Annotated in this window: 15 protein-coding genes; 4 read left to right on the top strand and 11 right to left on the bottom strand. The window is 65.6% G+C overall.

From position 1 onward, the window contains the following. Window positions 1-31: 31 nt before the first annotated feature. The 5 genes from VN706_18565 to VN706_18585 form a co-directional block, all read right to left on the bottom strand. Window positions 32-1,339, bottom strand: coding sequence for a HAMP domain-containing sensor histidine kinase (locus tag VN706_18565; GenBank protein HXT17649.1), 1,308 nt, complete (start codon window positions 1,337-1,339; stop codon window positions 32-34). Then, complete coding sequence (locus VN706_18570) at window positions 1,336-2,004, bottom strand: response regulator transcription factor (GenBank protein HXT17650.1); 669 nt, start codon at window positions 2,002-2,004, stop codon at window positions 1,336-1,338. Before VN706_18570 ends, VN706_18565 begins: the two co-directional genes overlap by 4 nt. Window positions 2,005-2,007: 3 nt before the next feature. Next, entirely contained in the window at window positions 2,008-3,222 is a 1,215-nt protein-coding gene (locus tag VN706_18575; GenBank protein HXT17651.1) for an ABC transporter permease, read from the bottom strand. A 61-nt stretch (window positions 3,223-3,283) separates the two neighbouring features. Continuing rightward, entirely contained in the window at window positions 3,284-4,003 is a 720-nt protein-coding gene (locus VN706_18580; GenBank protein HXT17652.1) for a phosphatase PAP2 family protein, read from the bottom strand. Then, window positions 4,000-4,383, bottom strand: coding sequence for a PepSY domain-containing protein (locus tag VN706_18585; GenBank protein HXT17653.1), 384 nt, complete (start codon window positions 4,381-4,383; stop codon window positions 4,000-4,002). The genes VN706_18580 and VN706_18585 overlap by 4 nt, the downstream gene beginning before the upstream one ends. A 187-nt stretch (window positions 4,384-4,570) precedes the next feature. On the opposite strand from VN706_18585, the gene VN706_18590 reads away from it, so the two are divergent. After that, a complete protein-coding gene (locus VN706_18590; GenBank protein ID HXT17654.1) occupies window positions 4,571-6,265 on the top strand; it encodes a hypothetical protein in 1,695 nt (564 codons plus the stop codon). A gap of 14 nt (window positions 6,266-6,279) precedes the next feature. Here VN706_18590 and VN706_18595 read toward each other — a convergent pair whose 3' ends face one another. From VN706_18595 to VN706_18605, 3 genes are all read right to left on the bottom strand, one after another. Further along, a complete protein-coding gene (locus VN706_18595) occupies window positions 6,280-7,419 on the bottom strand; it encodes a hypothetical protein (GenBank protein ID HXT17655.1) in 1,140 nt (379 codons plus the stop codon). A 162-nt stretch (window positions 7,420-7,581) separates the two neighbouring features. After that, a complete protein-coding gene (locus VN706_18600) occupies window positions 7,582-10,200 on the bottom strand; it encodes an ABC transporter permease (GenBank protein HXT17656.1) in 2,619 nt (872 codons plus the stop codon). Then, window positions 10,197-10,541, bottom strand: a complete 345-nt coding sequence (locus VN706_18605) for a PadR family transcriptional regulator (GenBank protein HXT17657.1) — start codon at window positions 10,539-10,541, stop codon at window positions 10,197-10,199. Before VN706_18605 ends, VN706_18600 begins: the two co-directional genes overlap by 4 nt. A gap of 149 nt (window positions 10,542-10,690) precedes the next feature. Here VN706_18605 and VN706_18610 point away from each other — a divergent pair, with 149 nt between their 5' ends. Beyond that, window positions 10,691-11,020: a PadR family transcriptional regulator gene (locus VN706_18610; GenBank protein ID HXT17658.1), complete on the top strand. Its 330-nt coding sequence runs from the start codon at window positions 10,691-10,693 to the stop codon at window positions 11,018-11,020. Window positions 11,021-11,036: 16 nt separating this feature from the next. Further along, complete coding sequence (locus VN706_18615; GenBank protein ID HXT17659.1) at window positions 11,037-13,811, top strand: ADOP family duplicated permease; 2,775 nt, start codon at window positions 11,037-11,039, stop codon at window positions 13,809-13,811. Window positions 13,812-13,833: 22 nt separating this feature from the next. On the opposite strand, the gene VN706_18620 is transcribed toward VN706_18615, so the two are convergent. Then, window positions 13,834-16,056 (bottom strand): S9 family peptidase, encoded by a 2,223-nt coding sequence (locus VN706_18620; GenBank protein ID HXT17660.1) that lies wholly within the window; start codon window positions 16,054-16,056, stop codon window positions 13,834-13,836. 140 nt (window positions 16,057-16,196) lie between these two features. Between VN706_18620 and VN706_18625 the strand changes: the two genes are divergently transcribed. Further along, window positions 16,197-16,847: a type 1 glutamine amidotransferase domain-containing protein gene (locus VN706_18625; protein HXT17661.1), complete on the top strand. Its 651-nt coding sequence runs from the start codon at window positions 16,197-16,199 to the stop codon at window positions 16,845-16,847. Here the strand turns inward: VN706_18625 and VN706_18630 are convergent. Both VN706_18630 and VN706_18635 read right to left on the bottom strand, forming a co-directional pair. Continuing rightward, window positions 16,803-17,552: a BTAD domain-containing putative transcriptional regulator gene (locus tag VN706_18630; protein HXT17662.1), complete on the bottom strand. Its 750-nt coding sequence runs from the start codon at window positions 17,550-17,552 to the stop codon at window positions 16,803-16,805. The two genes, VN706_18625 and VN706_18630, sit on opposite strands and share 45 nt — an antisense overlap. A gap of 288 nt (window positions 17,553-17,840) precedes the next feature. Continuing rightward, on the bottom strand, window positions 17,841-20,984 hold the full coding sequence (locus tag VN706_18635) for an efflux RND transporter permease subunit (GenBank protein ID HXT17663.1): 3,144 nt from the start codon (window positions 20,982-20,984) through the stop codon (window positions 17,841-17,843). Between the last annotated feature and the right edge of the window lie 157 nt (window positions 20,985-21,141).

Here is a 21,141-nt window from a genome sequence, read left to right on the forward strand (position 1 = left end):
GCGTGACGCCGAAGCCTACGGCGCAAACCTGTCAGGAGAATGACAGCGAGGCGGAATCGGCCGGGGGAAAGTGAACGGCGACCCTGGTGCCTTGTCCAGCCTCCGACGCCACGTCGATGCGCGCGTCATGCGCGTCGGCAATCCATCGCGCGATCGAGAGGCCGAGGCCGGCGCCTTGCGCGGCATCACCACTGCCGCGCGTGCGCGCGGGATCGCCGCGAAAGAATCGCTCGAAGATTCGCGGAAGCTGGTCGGGCGGAATACCACAGCCCGTGTCCGCCACACGCAGCGTCGGCTGGCCGTTCACCGACTCGACGTCGACGCGCACCTCGCCGCCCGCACCGGTGAACTTGACCGCGTTGTCGAGGAGAATGAGCACGAGCTGTCGAAGCAGCGCGGGATCGCCGGCGACAGGCGCTTCGTCGAATGCGCCGACGTCGAGCCGCACGCCCTTGCGATCGGCGATCGCGCGTGCGGCGGTCGCGGCATCCAGCGTGATGTCGTCGAGGAAAACGCGCGCGCGTTCGATCGGTCGCTCGCCCGAATCCGCGCGGGCGAGCGTGAGCAAATCCTCAACGATTCTCCCGAGCCGCTCCGCCTCGTGCTCGATGCCGAGAAGAGCCTCCGTATAGTCCTCGGGATTCCGCGACCGCTGCAGCGCGATCTCGGCACGGCTGCGCACGACGGTGATCGGCGTGCGCAGCTCGTGCGCGGCGTCAGCCATGAACTGGCGCATGTGGTCGATTGCGCGCTCGACGGGTCGCGTGGACTGGCGCGCGACGAACCACCCGCCTGCCGACCCCAGAACGACAGCGAACAACGCGGCTGCACCGAATGCCGCGATCAGCGTCGTGTATCGATCCTCGAGCTCGACCTCGTCGGCGACGGCGACCGCGACGTACGTGTCCCGGCCCGCGCGAAACGCGCGCGCCTGCGCACGGAGAATGCGATCGGCACCGACGCCGTGCGATGCCGACGCCGTCCCGGCTCGCGCCGCTCGACTCGCGACTTCGCCGACCCACGGCTCGGTCAGTGCGCTGTCGGACGCGAGGAGCGCACCGCCGGCGGAATACACGAGCAAATGACGATCGGGCACGCGGAGTGCGCGCGGTGCCTCGGTCACGCCTCGCTCCTGCGCGACGCCGGCGAGATGTGCCGATGCATCGCGCAACGACGCATCCAGATCGGCGTCGAAGCGCTGCGTGATCGCCGCGAACACGCCGATGCCCAGCAGCGTGAGGATGACGAGGATCGTGCCGGCGTACCACGCCGTGAGTCGCAGACGCAAGCCACGCAGCGACGTGGTCAAAATGGGACGCCGCTCCAGCGTCTCGCTCACGGACCGAGGCGGTAGCCGGCGCCGCGCAGAGTGTGAATCAGCTTGACGTCGAACTCGTCGTCGATCTTGCGGCGCAGCCTCCGCACCAGCACCTCGAGCACGTTCGTGAACGGGTCGTGATTCTCGTCCCACACGTGCGCCGTGATCGCCGCGCGATCGACCACCTGCCCCGCATGCCGCGCGAAGAATTCGAGGAGCGCGAACTCTTTCGCCGTGAGCTCGATGCGCGCCCCGCCCCGCCGCACCTGGTGCGAGCGCATGTCCACCTCGAGATCCGCGACGCGAACGACTTCCGGAAGCGTCGACGGCGGCCGGCGCGCGAGTGCCCGAATGCGCGCCACGAGCTCGCGAAACGCGAACGGCTTCGGCAGGTAATCGTCGGCGCCGGAATCCAAACCGCGCACGCGATCCTCGACGGCGTCGCGCGCCGTCAGCATCAGCACCGGCGTCGCGACCCCCCGCGCCCGCAGGGTGCGACAGAGCTCGAATCCGTCGCCGCCGGGGAGCATGACGTCGAGCACGATGACGTCGAACGCGCCGAGGATGGCGCGCGATTTCCCGCCGTCGAACGTGGATTCCCGAACGACCTGAAACCCGTCTTCCGTCAGTCCTTCGCGAAGAATCGAGGCCAGCTCGGCGTCGTCCTCGACGAGGAGAATGCGCATGCGTTATTCGTAGCGCAGTGCGGCGATGGGATCAAGCGACGACGCGCGCCGGGCAGGCCAGACTCCGAACAACACGCCCACACCCGCCGCGAAGAGAAACGCCAATACGATCGACGTCGGACCAATCGCGGTGCTCCACCCGAACGAGTTGCGAAGCACGACCGCGCCGCCGACACCCAGCACGATGCCGATCGTGCCGCCGAGCAGACACAACGTCACGGCTTCGACCAGAAACTGAAACAGAATCGTTCGCTTCGTGGCGCCGAGTGCCTTCCGAATGCCGATCTCGCGCGTACGCTCGGTCACCGACACGAGCATGATGTTCATGATGCCGATGCCGCCGACCAGCAGCGACACCGCGGCGATGCCCGCCAACAGGCTCGTGAACACCTGCGTCGTCTCACCCAGCGTCGCCAGCAGGTCCGCCTGATTGCGAATGCGAAAATCATCGGCATCGTCCGGCCGCAGATGATGTGAGCGCCTCAGCGCCTGACCGATCTCGCCCATCGCTTCCGGCAACGCGGCTTCGTTCTCCGCGAGCGCGAAGAGGTCGTCCAATCGCTCCGTCTTGAACAGGCGATATCGCCCCGTGCCGAACGGAATGAACACTTGGTCGTCGGCGCTGCCGAATCCCGCGCCCGCTCCCTTGGACTGCAGCACGCCGATGACCTGAAACTGCATGCCGCCAATGCGCACGTTCTCGCCGATCAACGCGCCCGGGTCGCGAACGCCGAGCAGGCTCGGCACGTTCGAGCCGAGCACCGCGACGCGCTGCCGTCCGATGTCTTCACCCGAGGTGAACATGCGGCCGCGGTCGATCACGAAGTGTTGCACCTGCGCGAAATTCGCCGTCGCGCCGACGATCTTGGTACTCGCATTGTGATCGGTCCACTGGATCTGCAGATCCTTGTCCTGCTGCGGCTCGACGGCAAGCACATGCTCCGCGTGCTCGTTGATCGAGGCCACGTCGTCCATCGTCACGCGCTTGCGGACGTTCGTCTGGATGCCGTTCGTGCGCACCCACTGCGCGTCGATTTGGAGGGTGGTGGTACCGAGCCGAGCGATGCGATCGCGCACCGACGCCTGCGCGCCGTCGCCCAGGGCGATCATGGCGATGACCGCGGCCACTCCAATCACGATACCCAGCATGGTGAGCAACGAACGGAGCACGTTCGCGCGCAGCGCAGCGAACGCGATCTGTATGACTTCGAGCGGCACGACGGACGTTCCTCGGGCGGGTGGAGGCGGTGCTACCGCCGGAACGTATGGCGGCGACCTGTCACGAGGATGACAGCGTAAACCCTCTGTGATGGAGGACGATTCCCGCCACGCTGATGCAGATCGCCAGCCAGGCGGCCCCAGCGGCCCATCCGCCCAGCACGTCGCTCGGGTAGTGAACGCCGAGATAAATCCGGCTGGCGCCGACGAGCATCACGAAGATCGCGGCGGCGCCGATCGCGACCGCGTGTCCACCGCGCCCAAGCTGTCGTGAAACGAAGAGCAGATAGACGAGCATGCCGCAGCCGATGATCGACGCCATCGCGTGACCTGACGGAAAGCTGAACGAATTGCCGGTGAGATACTGCGTGCCATAGGGCGGACGCGTGCGATGCACGACCGCCTTGAGCAGCCGTTCGAGCAAGCCGCCGCCCGCGAACGCCGCGACCCACGTGACGAACAGCGTGGGCCATCGCCGCGCGAGCAGATAGATACCGCCGACGATCGCGAGAATGGTCATCGCGACGGGAGATCCAACGCGCGACATGAAATTGAAGAACGCCAACCCGGCCGGCGTGGTCTGCGCATGGATCATTCGGTCCGCGAACTTGTCGAAGCGAACGAGAAATGCGTTGTCGAGCACCGCATCGAGCAATGATGCGAACAGCCACAGCGCGCCCGCGACCACGACGAGCCCCAGCGTCAAATGCAGGCCGAGAAACGTGGACGTGTCGAGGCGTCGTTCGAGAAATTTCCTGAAGTGGACCGGCGAAACGTTCAAGGTTTCTTCTTTCCCTTCTTCGCCTCGGCCCTCTCCGCCTTCGCCTCGGCTTGTTCGGCCGCGGCGCTCTCGTGCTGCACCTTGCCGATCATTTTGCCTGTTTTGGCGTCGACGTTGACTTCGTCGGTGCCCGACTTGCCGGCGGCCTTCACGTCCATCGAATAGATGAGCCGGCCGCCTTCGCGTTCGAGCTCGATGCTCGACACTTTCCCGTTCGGCACGGCCTTCTTCGCGACCGCGATCGCGGCGGCTTCAGTGACCCTGGCTTGCCGCGCGAGGGAATCCGGAAGATCCCGCTTGTAGCTCGGCTGCTGCGCCAACGCGGGGGTCGCGGTGAATCCGATCGCGGCCACGCCCCCGAACAGCGTCAGACGTCGCATGAGACTCCTCCCGAGATGAAGTACGTGAAGTACGTGAAGCACGTGAAGCATGTGAACCATGTGAAGCAATTCGTGAACGCACCGTGCGCGTGAGGAAGCTGATGGAACGTACCTGTCCGCAGCGTGACATCGAATCGACCGACACTCCGGACTCAGCCACGGTCAGATATTTGCTTTCGCGCAGGGTATGATCGCCGCCCTGCTCCTGACCGCCCTGATCGCGAAGGCCGACACGAATGCCGACTCGAGCGCTACGTGCAAGGGCGAGCGCGTGTCGGCCGTTTCGATCAACGCTCGGCGCCCCAGCTTTGGCGGCAGCGCGAGCAAATGGCGGACGATCGCGCACGCGTTGGGTCTCCATCACGTGACGACCCGGTCGGGCGTCATTCGCGCGTTTTCGTTCGTCCACCCGGGCGACGAGTGCACCACCCAGCGCATGCAGGAGACCGAGCGCGTGCTTCGCGCGCTGCCGTTTCTCGCCGACGCATCCGTTCGGGCGGTGCCCTCCGACAGCGGCATGGTCGCTGTCGAGATCGAGACGACGGACGAAGTGCCCGTGCTCGCCGCCGGTGGGTTGCGACACGCCGTTCCCACTTCCTTCTCGGTCGGCAACGAAAATCTGTTCGGGTTGGGTACGATGGTCGACTTCGGCATCGGCAGCAACTCGCCCTACCGCACGTCGGGCTTCGTCAGAGGTTCCGTGTACGGCGTATTCGGCAGCCCAACGCTCGCCACCGCCAACGCAACGCGCGAGCGACTCGGCGATCATGTCGATCTCGCGCTCTCGCGACTCCTGCTGTCCGATCTCCAGCGCGTTGCCTGGAATGCGACGTATCGCGCCGGCGACGACTTCCCGATCGTCGTGAGGCCGGTGGGCGACGACCAATCGGTTGAGGTCCACGATCACCGCTGGTCGGTCGGCACGATCCATCGCGTCAACTTCGGCGCCACGCCATTCCTCATCGGTCCCGTAGTGCTCGGCAACTCGATATCGCCTGCCTCGACGTCGATCGTCGTGTCCGACTCCGGTGCGGTGGTGCAGCGCGACAGCGCGTTGCTCGCGCGCTTTCAGCCGTTTCACGCGATGCGTCTGGGCGCGCTCGTCGGCGCACGGCGCGTTCGGTTCGTCACGCGGAACGGATTCGACGCGCTCTTCGCGCCACAGGATTTGATGGTCGGATGGCAGGCCGGCACGCTCGCCGCACCGTCGCTGACGCACGACGGCGGACACGACTTTCTTCTGGCGCCGAGTATCTACGTCGGAGCCGCGTCACGCAGGACAGCGATTCTTGCCGACCTCGAGGGAGAAGCCCGCCGCGAATTCGACAGCGGCACCACGGCGACCATCGCCAACGTGCACGCGACCGCTTACGTGAAGCCGAGCGAGCGGCTGCTGCTGTCGGCGGAAGACAATTTTTCCGTCATCGACCGCGCCGCGTTGCCGACGCAGCTCACGATGAGCGATGCACTCGGTGGTCCGCGCGGTTTCGCCGGCTCGCCGCTCCTTGGCGCGCGGCGCGACGTGCTTCGTCTCGAGGCGCGCTTCGCCGTTCCCGCTCTCGTACACCGCGCCGATCTCGGTGTCGCGTTATTCGCTGATGCAGGTTGGATCGACGCCGGCAACGTACCCTTCGGCACGACGGGCACCGCGCACAGCGTTGGCTTCAGTCTCATCGGCGCATACCCGACGCGGTCGAAGCACACGTATCGTCTCGACGTCGCCTTTCCGACCGGCGGTACGGGAGGTACCGGCATTCACCGCGTGCAGGTGCGGTTCATCAACGGCGATCCCACGTCGAACTTCGCCGTGGAACCGGGCGACGTGACACAGGCGCGCATGGCGCCCGTGCCCTCGTCGCTGTTCACATGGCCCGGTCGTTAGGCGAAACGCTCGCGCTATTTCCCGATCATCAAAATCGTGAACGATCCCGGAATCGCCGGGGCGAAACCGCCGCGTCCACCGCCCGGCGGCGGCGGCGGTGCCGGTCCCCGCTCCTGGCTCATCGCGAAAACGTGGCCCGTCTTCGGATCGAACGTGATCGTGCGCGCGCCGTTCATCGTCTGAAGATTCTGCTCGACCTCGAACGTCGCGGGGCTGGTCTCCTTCACCACCGTCAACGTCCCGTTGCCGTGCGTGCTGAACGCTTCCATCGTCGCGGGATTGAACGTCGCCCCGTCGGACCCGCCGGCCAGCGGCAGTGTCGTCAGAATCTTTCCATCCTTTGCGCTGAGGATCACCATCTTCGGCTGCGCCGGCTGCACCGGCGGATTGCCGGATTGGGCGCACGCGGCGAACAGCACGTGATTCTTCGTGTCGATCGCAAGGCCGTTGCATCCGCCGACATCGCCGAAGGAGTAGTGTGTCGTCGTCTTCATCGCTCGCGTGTCCACGACGGCGACGCCACCCTCCGGCCGATCCTGCATCACGACGTACAACGTGCCGTTGCCGTCGGACACCGCTTGCTCGGGTGTGCCGCCGAGCGGAATGCGTCCCAGCACCGTGCCGGTCTTCGAGTCGATCACGGTGGCGTCTTTCGTCGGATGACTGAAAACGTAGACGCGATCGTTGAAGTTGTCGAAGTAGATGCCATCCGGACCGACGCCCGAATCGATCGGGATGCTCTTGATGATCTGCAGCGACTTCGTGTCGAACATCGTGATCTGCGGCCGGCTGCTCGAAAACCCGTGTCCGGATTTTGGATCGACCGCAACGCCGTTGCCCTGCGAGTTTGGCGCGGTGAGAATCTGACCGACCGATGTGAGATCATCGAGGTTGTACACCTCGATGCGCGGCGCGACAGCCTCGCGCGCGGGTGTGCTGTCGGTGGCCGCCGCCGCGCGAATGCCACCGCGCGGGATGTACAGGCGGCGTCCGACGGGATCGGCCTGGATGTAATCCCAACCGCCTTCGCCGCCGACACGGGCGCGCGTCAACACCTTGTACGGTGATTCACTGAACGACACGGGCTGCTGCGCTGAAAGCGTCGCGGCAACGCCGAGTGCGCCGAATGCGCAGAGCAGCGGAATGCGAGTCATGATCGAGCCCTCGTGCGAGGAGATGAACCTGCCGCCAAAGCTACTACCAGTTAGCGGCGCTGCACCACCAGCACCACGAACGAGCCGGGTATGACCTTCGGCCGTTGTCGCGATCCCGCGGGTACCCCGCCTTGCAGTCCGAGATCACCACTCGCCGACGGCTCACTCCGCCCGCAACGCGCGTACCGGATCGACTCGACTCGCCCGGCGCGCCGGAATCCACGCCGCGATCACCGACACACCAATGAGCAGGCCCGCCACCGCCGCGAAGGTGAACGGGTCATACACGCTCGTGCCGAACACCATCGTGCGCATCACTCGCACCCCGAACATGGCGACGCCGAATCCGATCGCCGTGCCCATGACGGCCAGTGTCACACCTTGACCCAGCACGAGCCGCGTGACGCGGCGTGGATCCGCGCCGAGCGCAACGCGAATGCCGATCTCGCGCGTCCGCTGCAAGACGAGATCGGCGAGCATGCCGTACAGACCGATCACGGCCAACAACGCGGCGAGCCCCGCAAATGCACCGAGCAGGAAGAACGTGAACTGTCGCGGAGCGAGCGCCTGGTCGACCACGTGCTCCATCGTGTCGAACTTGGGAGGCGCGAGCGCCGGGTCCATGCTTCTCACGATCGCGATGATCGTCGGCTCGAGTGATTCAGCCGGCGTCGTCGCGCGAACGATCACGGTCTCGAACGTCTCGACGCCCGATTGCCCGATCGGGAGATAGGCGGTCGGCGCGGCGCCCTGCTCCAGATCGTCGTGCAGAACGTCCCTCGCCACGCCGACAATGCGGAGCGGATGATCCAAATACGGGAGCGTTCGCCCCAATACATCCGTCGTGCCGAACATACGACGCGCGAGTGCCGCGTCGACCACCGCGACGGGCAAGGCACCTGCGCGATCGGCGTCGGTGAACGTGCGTCCGTGCAGCAGCGTCGCGCCGATCGTCTCGAAGTAGTCCCGGCCCGCCGCCACCACGTCGATCCGCGGGATCGTATCTCCGTTGACGTCGTGCGTCCCGTACCGCATGCGCACGCCGTACGCCAGCGGCGGACCATCGGTGAGCGCCGCCGACCGAACGCCGGGAAGGCCGCGAACACGCTCGATGAGCGTTCTATAAAACACGTCCGGCCGCGCCTCGGTGTACCGGCTCGACGGCAATCGGATACCGAAGAGAAAGGCGCCGCTCGGACGGAATCCCGGGTCGATCGCCGCCACCCGCCAGAACGTTCGCGCAACCAGGCCGGCGCCGGTCAGGAGCACGAGCGCCGTCGCGAGTTGCGCTACCACCAGCAGCCGTCGTACGACGAGTTGCGCGGCGCTGCCGGCGCTTCGAGGCGCCGAGGTGGCCAGAGCGGCGTGCACGTCACCGCGCGACGCGACGATGGCGGGCACCAAGCCGAACGCAACGCTCGTCGCGACGGCCATGAGCAGTGTGAAGAGCAACACCGCGCTGTCGATGTGAATCCCTTGCATGTTCCCGACCGACGCCGGACTCAAGCGAATGGCGTACGCCACGGCCCCGCGCGCCACGAGCAATCCGGCGAGTGCACCGCCGAGCGACAAGAGCACGCTCTCACATAACAAGCCACGCACGACACGCCAACGTCCCGCGCCCAGCACGAGACGCAGCGACAATTCACGCTGCCTCCCGGCCGCGCGAGCGAGCGTGAGATTGGCCAGATTCGCGCACGCGATGGCGAGCAGCACGCCGACGGCGGCGAAGAGCACGAGCAGTGGTTTCCGGCGATTGCCGTATCGCCGCTCGTGCAGCGTCATCAGAATCGGCCGCAGCCCTTGCTCGGCGCCGATTCGGTCTTCGCGCACTCGCTCGGTGATCGTCGTCAGTTCGGCGCGCGCCGCATCCATGGTATAGCCCGACCGCAGCCGAGCGATCGGCGTGTAGAAGAACGTCGCGCGCCCGGTCGGCGGCTCGATCCGATACGGCCGCCACCACTCGGCGCCGCGATCCTGAAACCACGCGGGCATGACGCCCACGATCGTCGCGGCATGGCCATCGACGCTCGCGCTCTTGCCGACGATCGCGGGATCGGCGTTGAACGACGCGCGCCACAGTCGCTCGCCAAGGATGATCGCGGGAATGCCGGGCTGCCGAAGCTCGTCGTCATTGAACGTTCGCCCGAGAATCGGAGTCGCGCCAAACACGGCGAAGTAGTCGCGCGTCGCGCGCGCGCCGGGTACATCGACCGCGCCATCGGGTAGCGCGAACACGGCGGTGGTATATGACGTCGCGGCGAGATCGACCGACTTCGCCGACTCGAGCCACGCGAAATAGTTACGATCGTCGACGACGTGCCGATCCTCGCCCGGCCGGCCGAGCGAGATCGCGACGATGCGATCGGCATCGGGATATGGCAGTGGACGGAACACCACCGCGTTCACGATCGTGAACATCGCGCTGTTCGCGCCGATGCCCAGCGCGAGCGTGAGAATCATCGCGATGGTATACGCAGGCTTGTTGCGAAGCGTACGCATCGCGTAGCGGAGGTCCGTTGCCCATTGCTCGATCTGTGGCAGGCCGCGCCGTTCGCGCACGGCCTCGACGGCGAGCGTCACGCCGCCGGCCGCGATGAGCGCAGCCCGCCGAGCTTCGTCCGGCGACATGCCTCGCCGTACATGCTCGGCGATGTCCATCTCGAGATGCGCCTCGAGCTCGGCGCGCAGATCGTCGTCGGCCCGTCGGGAGCCGAGTGCCGCGCGGCCGGCGCCCACGAGACGAATGACGAACGCGCGCACGCCGCGCAGCGCGCTCATGCGCGCTCCGGCCGCAGCGCGAAGAACGACTCGATGAGCTGTGCCGTCTCGCGCCATTCTCGCGTCTCACGCGCGAGTTGCTTCTGGCCGGCGGCCGTCAGATGGTAGAATTTGGCGCGCCGGTTGTTCTCCGACGCGCCCCACTCGCCATGAATGAAGCCTTCCTGCTCCAGTTTGAGGAGCGCCGGGTAGAGCGTTCCGTAGTTGAGCGCCAGGCGGTCGCCGCTCGTTTCCTCGATGCGCCGCGCGATGCCGTAGCCATGCAGCGGCCCGAGGACCTCGAGGGTACGCAGCACCATGAGCGACAGTGTGCCCTGCTGGACGTCGATGCGGTCCGCCACGGCGACTCCCGTATGGGTTACCCATATGACTACCATGTTTCCTATTGGAAAGCAATAGGGACCGGGGGCATGGCTCTTGACGCCCAGGCTATCCCATGCCAGGTTGTGATACATCAATTATTGAGGCATCATCATCAAATGGCTCAATCATGGAAGTAATGCCGGGCACGCTCGACACCCTCATCCTTCGCGGTCTCATCTGGGGGCCACGGCACGGCTACGCCGTCGCCCGGTGGATCGAGCAGAGCTCTGGCGAGGCGCTCGTCGTGCTCGACGGCGCGCTCTACACCGCCCTGCACCGCATGGAAGAGCGCGAGCTCATTGCCGCGGAGTGGGGAGTGTCGCCCACCGGCCGGCGCGCCAAGTTCTATCGGCTCACGCCGCGAGGCCGCGCTCACCTCAAGCAGGAAACGCGCGGGTGGGACGACTACGTCGACGCGGTCGCGCGCGTGATGCGCACACGCACACAGCCCACGTGATTTCCGGAGTCCGGCCATGCCTGCACTGCCCGACGAACCGCGTTGGCGCCGCTACCTCCGCTTTTGGCGGCGCAACGTAGCCGCCGACGTCAACGACGAGCTGGCGTTTCATTTCGAGCAGCGCGTCGCCGAGTTCATGGCGGCGGGCGCGACGCGCGAGGCTGCGGAGTGCCGCGCTCGTGAGCGATTCGGGAACGAACGCCAGGCGCGCGATGAGTTGCTGAGCATCGGCAAGCGCGTGAATCAGCGGCGCGATCGCATGCAGGTGCTCGACAACGTGTGGTACGACGCCGTGTTCGCGGTGCGCGGGTTGCGGCGATCGCATGGGTTGGCCATCGCATGCATCGTGACGATTGCGCTCGGAGTTGGGGCGAACGGCGCCATGTTTTCGTTGGCCGATCGATTGTTCAATCGGCCGCCCTCGGGAATTGTGCGCCCGGACGAACTGCGCCGGCTCTATGTGCGAACGACGTGGACCGTCGGTGAAGTCGCCGGAATCCGCGACATCTTCCCCTATCCCGTGTACACGCTGCTCGACAGCAGCCTCGCGCCGCGCGCACAGGTTGCGGGATATACCAAGCCGGACACGGTGCCGGCGGTCGTCGATAACGCGCCGATGACGCTGCACGGCGCGTACGTGACGACCGGGTACATGTCGGCACTCGGCGTGCACCCGGCGATGGGCCGCTTCTTCGCGCCGGACGAGCAGGTCATGGGCGCGCCCGCGTATGTCGCGGTGATTAGCGATCGGCTCTGGCATCGCGTGTTCGACGCCGCGCCGAACGTCATCGGGAAGGTCGTGGAGATCAATCGCCAGCGTACGACAATCATCGGCGTCGCGGCGCGCGGGTTCGACGGACCGGATCTCAGCGCCACCGACGTCTGGATGCCGTTCGCGTCGATCCCCGAGTCGCTCAACGATCACGATTGGTATACGAGCTATTTCTCGGGCACGCGCATGCGGCTGCTCGTGCGCGTTGCGCCCGGCACGTCGAACGAATGGCTCGAGAGCGCCGCGACGACGATCGTTCGCCGCACAGTGGTGCCGGAGGGCCGCGGCGCCACCACCAACGCCGTGCGCGACACCGGCGGGGTGATGCTGGCCGGACCGATCCTCGAGTCGCTGGCGCCGTCGATCAAGCCGGTTCCCGAAGTCGCGATCGCGCGGCGGCTGATCGGTGTCACGATCATCGTGTTGCTGATCGCGTGCGCGAACGTGGCGAGTCTGTTACTGGCTCGGGCAATGGGACGGCGCCGGGAAATCGCGGTGCGCATCGCCCTCGGCGTGTCGCGGGCACGCCTCGTGTCGCAGCTTCTGTGCGAAGGAATCATTCTCGCGGCCGTTGCGGCGGTCGCCGCGCTCATGGTCAGCGTGTGGGCCGGCAATGCGCTGCGCGCGTTGCTCATGCCGGCGACGTATTGGACCGATTCCGCGATCGACGCGCGCGTCGTCGCATTCATTGGTTTCATCGCGATTGCGACCGGCGTGCTCGCCGGGTTGGTGCCCGCTGTGCAAGCGAGTCGCCCGGAGCTCACGGAGGCGCTCAAGAGCGGCGCACGCGACGGCGGTGCGGGCGCGCACCGTTCGCGGCTGCGGCAACTGCTCCTCGTGGCGCAGGTGGCGATGACGGTTCTGTTGCTCTATGGCGCCGGCCTCTATGTGCATAGTCTCATGCGACTGCGCGCGATCGATCTCGGGTTCGACGCCGATCGGGTAGTGTATGGATCAGCGTATCCGCTCGATTCCACCGGCCGTTATTTGGACTGGGGACGCTTTCATTCCCCACAAATCGGCCTCGGTCTCATGGCGGCCGGTAAGCGGCTCGAGGGTGCGCCGGCCATCCAGGCGATGGCGCTCAGCACGGGTGGCCCGATGGAAGGCTACTCGATGATCGGCGTCTACTTTGCCAACGGCGAGCGGGTCCCGAGTCTCGACAAGCGCGATCCCACGTGGAATGCCACGACCTCTACCTATCTCGCGGCGACGGGGGCGAAGATGGCGCGCGGCCGATTCTTCACCGATGCCGATCGCGACGGCGCACCCGTGCTCGTCGTGAACGAGACGGCAGCGCAATTCTACTGGCCGCGGCAGGATGCCCTTGGCAAATGTCTTCGCGTGCTCACCGCCAAGGAACCGTGCAGCGTCGTGATAGGCGTCATGCGCGATTCACACGTCTCCGATGTCGTCGAGAAGCCGGTGATTCAGCTCATTACGCCCTTCGGTTATGACCCCGCCGGCCGGCCGCGCGGACCGAACACGATCATTGCGCGCGCGAAACCAGGACAGACAGCGGTCGTCGAACGGCTCATTCGCGGCGAGCTCACGCGCGTATTTGGCCGAACGGCGGTCGCGTACGTACAATCGGTTCCAGCACTCATGGAGCCGCAGCTTCGCCCGTGGCACGTCGGGCTGCTCCTCTTCGGCGGCTTCGGGCTCCTCGCGCTCACCGTCGCCGCTCTGGGCACCTATAGCGTTCTCTCATACTCCGTCTCTCAACGGCTGCACGAGATCAGCGTGCGCATCGCGCTTGGCGCACGCGGCGCGGACGTATTGCGCCTCGTCGTGGGCCAGGGCGTCCGCCTGACGATGATCGGCGTCGCGCTCGGACTGCTGATCGCGCTCGCCGTGTCGCGCGTGATGCAAACGCTGCTCTACGATACCTCGCCGCGCGAACCGCTCGTGACACTCGGCGTCGCGGCGCTGCTCGTCGCCATCGCCGCGGTGGCGAGCGCGCTGCCGGCGCTCCGGGCGGCGCGAGTGGATCCCGTCGGCGTGCTACGGGCGGAATGAGGCTCCGCGTTCTGCGTCGTCCTTATCGCAGAAGATTCCGCTCCCAGAACTCGATCATCGTTTGATACAAATGGCGGCGCGCCGGGCGATCGCCTATCTCGTGCTTGCGCATCGGATAAACCATGTAGTCGAACGTCTTCCCCGCCCGCACCAGCGCGTCGATGAACGCCTGCTCGTTCTGCGGATGCACGTTGTCGTCGTATGACCCGTGCACCAGCAGCAATCGGCCGTGGAGATTCGCCGCTCGCAACACCACGGATGCGCTGTCGTAGCCCGCCGGATTCGCCTGCGGCATGCCAAGGAATGCCTCGGACCATTTGGTGTCGTAATAGCGCCAATCCGTCACAGGCGCCACGGAGATACCGGCCGCAAACTGCGTCGTGCGCGTGAGCAAATTGAGCGTCACGTAGCCGCCGTTGCTCCATCCCCACACGCCGATGCGTGAGGAGTCCACCCACGGCTGCGATGCGAGCCACGTCGCCGCATCGCCAAGGTCGGCGACCTCGGAGCGTCCGACAGTTCCATAGGCGACGTCTTCCAGCCGCTTGCTGATCGCGGTCGCCGCGCGGTTGTCGACCTGCACGATGAGGAAGCCTTTGTCGACCAGCAATTGGTACAGAAGCGTCCACGAGTACCACGCATCCTCGACGATGGGCGACGACGCCCCGCCGTAAACCTCCATGATCACGGGATAGCGATGCGTCGCATCGAAGTTCCGCGGGCGCCTGATCGTCGCCGGCATTAGAAACCCGTCGCGCGCCGGAATGCGAATGAGCTCGGGATACGAGATGTTGAAACTCGCCAGCGCACCCGTGTTCGAGGCCAGCTCAATGCCAGATGTCGTCGCGCCGGCACCGCGGACCTCGAGCGTCGGCGGCTGGTCGGCGGTCGAGTGAACGTCGACGAACCATGTTGCATCCGGCGACATGCTGATCTGGTGCGTGCCGTGCGTCGTCGTGAGACGTGTCAGTCCGCTGCCGTCGAGATGAACGCGGTACAAATGCCGCTCGGTGGGCGACTGGCGCATGGACGTGAAGTACATCCAATCGTGCGCTTCGTCGACGCCGAGGACGGATTGCCTCACCCATGGTACGCCGCCCGACGACGCCTCGGCAAAATCGCCGCTCGTGACCTGGTTCAGCAGCCTGCCAGTGTCGTCATACCGATAGACGTGGTAGTAGCCGTCGCGCTCCGAGGCCCAGAGGAACGACTTCCCGTCGCGCAGGAAATGCAGGTCGTCGTGAACGTTCACCCAGGCCGAGTCGTGTTCGTCCAGAATGTGCATCGCTCGGCCGCTCACTGGATCCGCAAACGCGAGCGTGAGTGTATGCTGATCGCGCGTGAGCGTTTCGATCGCAAGGCGCGCCGAGCCCGGAAGCCAGTTCACGCGCAACAGCAGGCCGTTGGCCGCGTCGACGTGCATCCACGCCGGCGTCGACGGATTTCGCACGTCGATCACGCCGACGCGTACGCGCGGGTTCGGGTCGCCCGCCTTGGAATACCGCTGCGTGATGATGCGCGGATGCACGGGCGCGACGTCCACGAACGTCGCGATCGGCACGCGCGACTCGTCGGTTTGCAGAAACGCGATGCGCTTGGAATCAGGCGACCACCAGTAGCCGACGTCGTGGCGGCCGAACACTTCCTCCCAATACAACCACGAGAGCGTGCCGTTGAGCGTGGTCGCCGATCCGTCATGGGTGAGACGTGTCTCACGATGCGTGCGCACATCGACGACGAACAAATCGTTCTCGCGCACAAAAGACACCATGCGCCCATCCGGCGAAAAATCGGCCGAGTGCTCCTCGGTCGGCGTGTGCGTCAAGCGATCGAAGCGCGCCGACGCGAGATCGAGGACAAACAGGTCGCCGTCGATGACGTAGAGCGCGTGCGCACCGGTCGCATCGAACGCATCCGGCCAGTCGAGCGCAACCTGCCGGGCCGAGGCCGGGACCAGCGCGTTGAGACTGGCGATCGCGGAGTGTGCATCGACCATCACATGTCGCGCCCCCGTCGTCAGATCGACTCGCTCGATGGTTCGCTCCGTCGGCGACCGCCGAGCGTCGAACATGACGAGCCCGCCGCTCGCGAGCCAGCCCGTTTGCGGCAGCTGGGCGACGCGTCGTCCCGAATCGCTCAGCATCCAGTCGAGCGTCATCGCGCGCGAACCGCGCTGCGCGCCGGCGCGAGCAGTCGCCAACGCGCCACAGACGACGAACGCCCCGATACGAAATCGCAGTGTCATGGCCGAGAATCTCGGACACAGCCGTCATGCCGTCCAGATCGCTGCTCGCTGCTCGCTGCTCGCTGCTCGCTGCTCGCGCCGCGGTCCGCACTTTGCCGCCATGCTCCGCGCACGTCACCACGATTCAACGGAGCACATTCATGACCAACGACAAACACAGCAACCCCGGCAAACTCGGCGGAAAACGCGTCGCCATTCTCGCCACCGACGGCGTCGAGCAAGTCGAGCTCACCGAGCCGCGCAAAGCGCTCGACGAAGCAGGCGCGAAGACCACGCTCATCTCACCCAAGAGCGGAAAGATCAAAGCGTGGCAGCACGATCACTGGGGCGATCAACTCGACGTCGACCTCGAGCTCGGCTCAGCCAGGCCCGACGACTTCGATGCGCTGCTCCTTCCCGGCGGCGTGATGAATCCCGATCACCTGCGCCAGGACACGCGCGCGGTGGAGTTCGTCAAACAGATCTTTCAAGCGGGCAAGCCTGTCGCCGCGATCTGTCATGGACCGTGGCTGCTCGTCGAAGCCGGCTGCGTGCGCGATCGCACCGTCACGTCGTGGCCGTCGTTGCAGACGGACATTCGCAACGCCGGCGGCGATTGGGTCGATCGCGAAGTCGTGACCGACGAAGGACTCGTCACCAGCCGCAAGCCGGACGACATCCCGGCGTTCAACAAGAAAATGATCGAGGAAATCGGCGAAGGTATTCACGATCGCCAAAGCACCTCGACGTCGGCGACGTCGTCGAGGTCAGCCCGGCCGCATCCGTCGGATGAGAGCAGTCGTCTCGGGTGAGGGCTCGGCGCCGAAGTCGGCCTTGAGCCGCTCGGCAAACTCGTCGTAGAGGCGGAGCGCCCCCGAGCGATCGCCGGCGCGGTCCATCAACGACACGGCGCGCCGCAGCACGCGTTCATCGTCCCACGAGAAGCGTGCGGCGCGGCGCGCCCACTTGGTGGCGATGGTGTACGAGGAATCCTTCTCGAACATCTGCGCGAGCGCGAGCGCGGTTCCACCGGCGCGCTCGCGCAGATCGTTGCGCTGGTCGTCGAGCCAGCGCTCGAAGTCGGCGCATCCGCTCAGGTGAAAGCCGGGCATGAGATCGCCGCGGTAGAGGTCCATCGCCCGCGCGAGCCGTCCGGCTTCGACGTGCGTGACGAACTCCAGGGCGTCGCATGTCACGGCACCCTCGGCCAGGGCGATCTCTTCGTCGCCGCGAGATAGTAGCATTTCGCTACCAACCGCGCCCCGGATGAAATGGACCGCTTTGCGCAGCGCCGTCCGCGAGTGCGCCTGATCCAGCTCCGGCCAGAGCAACGCCACGAGATGGTCGCGCCGTTGATACCGCCGCGCCGAACCGGCGAGCGCGAGATACACGAGCAGCGCGACCAGTTTTGGCTGCACCAACACCCGCTCGGCGGCCGCCGTTTCAATCCCGCGCAGCTCGATGCCGCCCAGCAGCTCGAGCGAAAGCGGTGTGGCCGGAGTGGGTGAGGCCGTCATGCGAGAGCACGCGAAATGGTGTGGGTGAACCGAACTGGAGCGCGAAGGAACGCAAAAGGAACGGAAAAAGATCGCTCACGGGTCACCGCGGGAACAGTGGCGGAACTGCCGGACGATAGACTGGTTGCCGAAGTCGATGCAGCTCGCGGCACGCTGTTCGCCGCCTGCTGTATCCGTTGCGAGGCAGTACCGAGCGGAGCACGAGAGAAGGACGGGAGATACACGAGCGAAGCACGAACAACAAAGGACCTCCGCAATGACGGAGGTCCTTGTTGTTTACAGCCAGTCTTACATCGGAGCCGGTTCGGGACGATGCGACCCCGGCAGCTGTGCCTCGCGCGGCGGCGTGACGCCGGGCGTCGGCCCCGCCGTGACCTTGCGGCGCGAGAACCGCTGCTGCCACTGGTCGAGATACGTATAGAAGACGGGCGTCACGTACAGCGTCACGAGCTGCGAGAACGCCAACCCGCCGACCACCGCGACGCCAAGCGGGCGGCGCGTCGACGCGCCCGCGCCCCAGCCGACCGCGATCGGCACCGCGCCCATCAGGGCGGCCATCGTCGTCATCATGATCGGACGGAAACGCACGCTCGCCGCTTCGAGAATCGCTTCGGCCGGGGAGCGAGTACCGTCGCGCCGCGCTTCGATCGCGAAGTCGATCATCATGATCGCGTTCTTCTCCACGATGCCGATGAGCATGATGATCCCGACGAACCCGTAGATGTCGAGATCGAGGCCGCAGAGAATCAGCGTGACGAGCGCGCCGAATGCCGCGAAGGGCAAGCCCGTGAGAATGGTGATGGGATGAATGAAACTCTCATAGAGCACGCCGAGGATGACGTAGATCACGAACACGGCGAGCAGCATGAGGAGGAGCAATCCCTGCTGCGTGGTCACGAAGGCCTGCGCCATGCCGGAGAAGTTGGCCGCGACGGTGTTCGGAAGCACGACCTTCGAGAGCTCCTGAATCTTCTGCACCGCCGTGCCGATCGACGTGCCCGGCTCGAGATTGAACGAGACGGTCACCGACGGCAGCTGGCCCGAGTGATTCACCGTCACGGGGCCAACGGAGTAGTTGAACTTGGCGACGGTGCTGAGCGGGACGAGCGGTCCGCGCGACGAGCGCACCCAGAGCTTGCCGAGCGCGCCGACGTCCTGTTGATATTGCGGCAGGAGCTCCATCACGACCCAGTACTCGTTCGTCGACGTGTAGATCGTCGACACCTGTCGCTGGCCGAATGCGTCGTAGAGCGTGTTCTCGATCTCGCTCGCGGAGACGCCCAGCTGGCCCGACTGCTCGCGATCGATGTCGACCGTGACCTGCGGATTCTCGATCAACAGGTCGCTCGTGACGTCGACCAGGCCCGGGATCTGCCGCATGCGGCGCTCGATCTCGCGCGCCGAGGTGTTGAGCGCGTTGATGTCGCCGCTCTGGAGTGTGTACTGGTACAGCGACTTCGAGGCGAGACCACCGATCGAGATCGCCGGCGGATTCTGAATGAACACGGCGATATCCGGCACCGCGGACGTCGCGCGGGTCAGATCGTGCGCGATCTGCTCGGCGCTGCGCTTGCGCTCTTCGATCGGCTTGAGATCGATCGTGAGCTGGCCCTGGTTCGCCGCCGCGGTCGTGCCGACGGACGACGTCACCGAGCGCACGTCGGGATCCTTGCGCACGACGTCGGCGACCTGTTGCTGATGCTCGACGAGCGCGTCGAACGACACGCCTTCCGCGGCTTCGGTCGTCGCGAGCAGCTGGCCGGTGTCGTCCGTGGGGAAAAGTCCCTTGGGCGTGGACCAGAATAAGTAACCCGTTGCTACTAATATGACGAACGAGAACACCAAGGTGAGCGGACGCCGGTCCATGACCCAGGCCAGCGTCCGTTCATAGAAGCCGAGCATGCCGTCGAAGAACCGTTCGCTGGCCTGGTAGAGGCGGCCGTGCGTCTTGCCGTGATCGGACTTGAGGAACCGGCTCGACAGCATCGGCGTGAGCGTGAGCGACACGAAGCCCGACACGAGAATCGCCACGCCGATCGTCACCGCGAACTCGTGAAACAGCTTGCCGATGATGCCGCCCATGAACAGAAACGGGATGAACACCGCGGCGAGCGAGAACGTCATTGAGAGAATCGTAAAGCCGACTTCGGCCGCGCCGTCGACCGCAGCTTCCATCTTCGGCTTCCCCATCTCGAGATGCCGCACGATGTTCTCGAGCATCACGATCGCGTCGTCGACCACGAAGCCGACCGCGAGCGTGAGCGCCATCAGCGACAGATTGTCGAGCGAGTAGTGCAGCAGATACATCACCGAGAACGTGCCGATGATGGACATCGGCAGCGCGAGGCTCGGGATGATCGTCGCCGACCAGTTGCGGAGAAAGACGAAGATGACGGCAACGACGAGGAAGAGCGTGAGCTCGAGCGTGAATGTCACGTCGTCGACGCTCGCCTTGATCGTCGCCGACCGGTCGTACAGCGTCGATACTTCGACGGACGGCGGAATCTCGGCCTTGAGCTTCTCGAGCGCCGTCTTGACGTGATTCGCGACGTCGACGGTGTTGGTGCCCGGCTGGCGCTGAATCGCGAGCACGATCGCGCGTTCGCCGTTGAACCAGCTGGCGGTTTTGTTGTTCTGGACGTCGTCGGTGATCTTGCCGATCTCCGCGAGGTGCACCGGCGCGCCGTTGCGATACGCCACGATCATGTTGCCGAATTCGCTCGCGCTGTCGAGCTGCCCGGTGGCCTGCACGGTGAGCGCGGTCTTCGGTCCATACAGCACGCCCGTGGGCATGTTGACGTTCTGCTGCGTCACGGCGTTCGCGACGTCCTCGAGCGCGATGTTGCGCGTGGCGAGCTGAGCCGGATCGAGCTGGAGACGCACGGCGTATTTCTGCGCGCCGTACACGAGCACCTGCGCGACGCCGCTCACCATCGAGAGCCGCTGCGCGAGCGTCGTCTCGCCGAACTCGTCGAGCGTCGAGAGCGGCACTTCGGTGGACGTGAGCGCGAGCGTCAGAATGGGCGCGTCGGCGGGATTCGTCTTCTGATACGACGGCGGAATGATGCCTTGCGGCAGTTGGCGTCCGGTCTGCGCGATGGCGGCCTGCACGTCCTGCGCGGCGGCGTCGATGTTCCGGTCGAGCGCGAACTGAATGACGATCTGCGTCTGCCCGAGGCTCGACGTCGACGTCATGTTGTCGATGCCGGCAATGGTCGAGAACTGTTTCTCGAGCGGCGTGGCGACGGTCGCGGCCATCGTTTGCGGGCTCGTGCCGGGCAGCGACGCCGTGACGGTGACGGTCGGGAAGTCGACGTTCGGCAGATCGGAGACCGGCAGCTGCCGGTAGGCGACGATGCCGAACACGAGAATGCCGATCATGACGAGCGTCGTCATGACGGGGCGTTTGATGAATAACGTCGTAGAGGTCATCGACTACTCAAAAAAGAAAGGCAAAGGCGAGTGGAAAGCGCGAGTGGAAACGGCGAATGGAAGCATCGATTGGAAACGGCGAATGGAAACCGCGCCGCCGTTTCCAATCGCTCTTTCCATTCGCTTTCTCCAATCGCTCTTTCCCATCGCTCTTTCC

It is taken from the genome of Gemmatimonadaceae bacterium, from assembly GCA_035606695.1.
Taxonomy (GTDB): domain Bacteria; phylum Gemmatimonadota; class Gemmatimonadetes; order Gemmatimonadales; family Gemmatimonadaceae; genus JAQBQB01.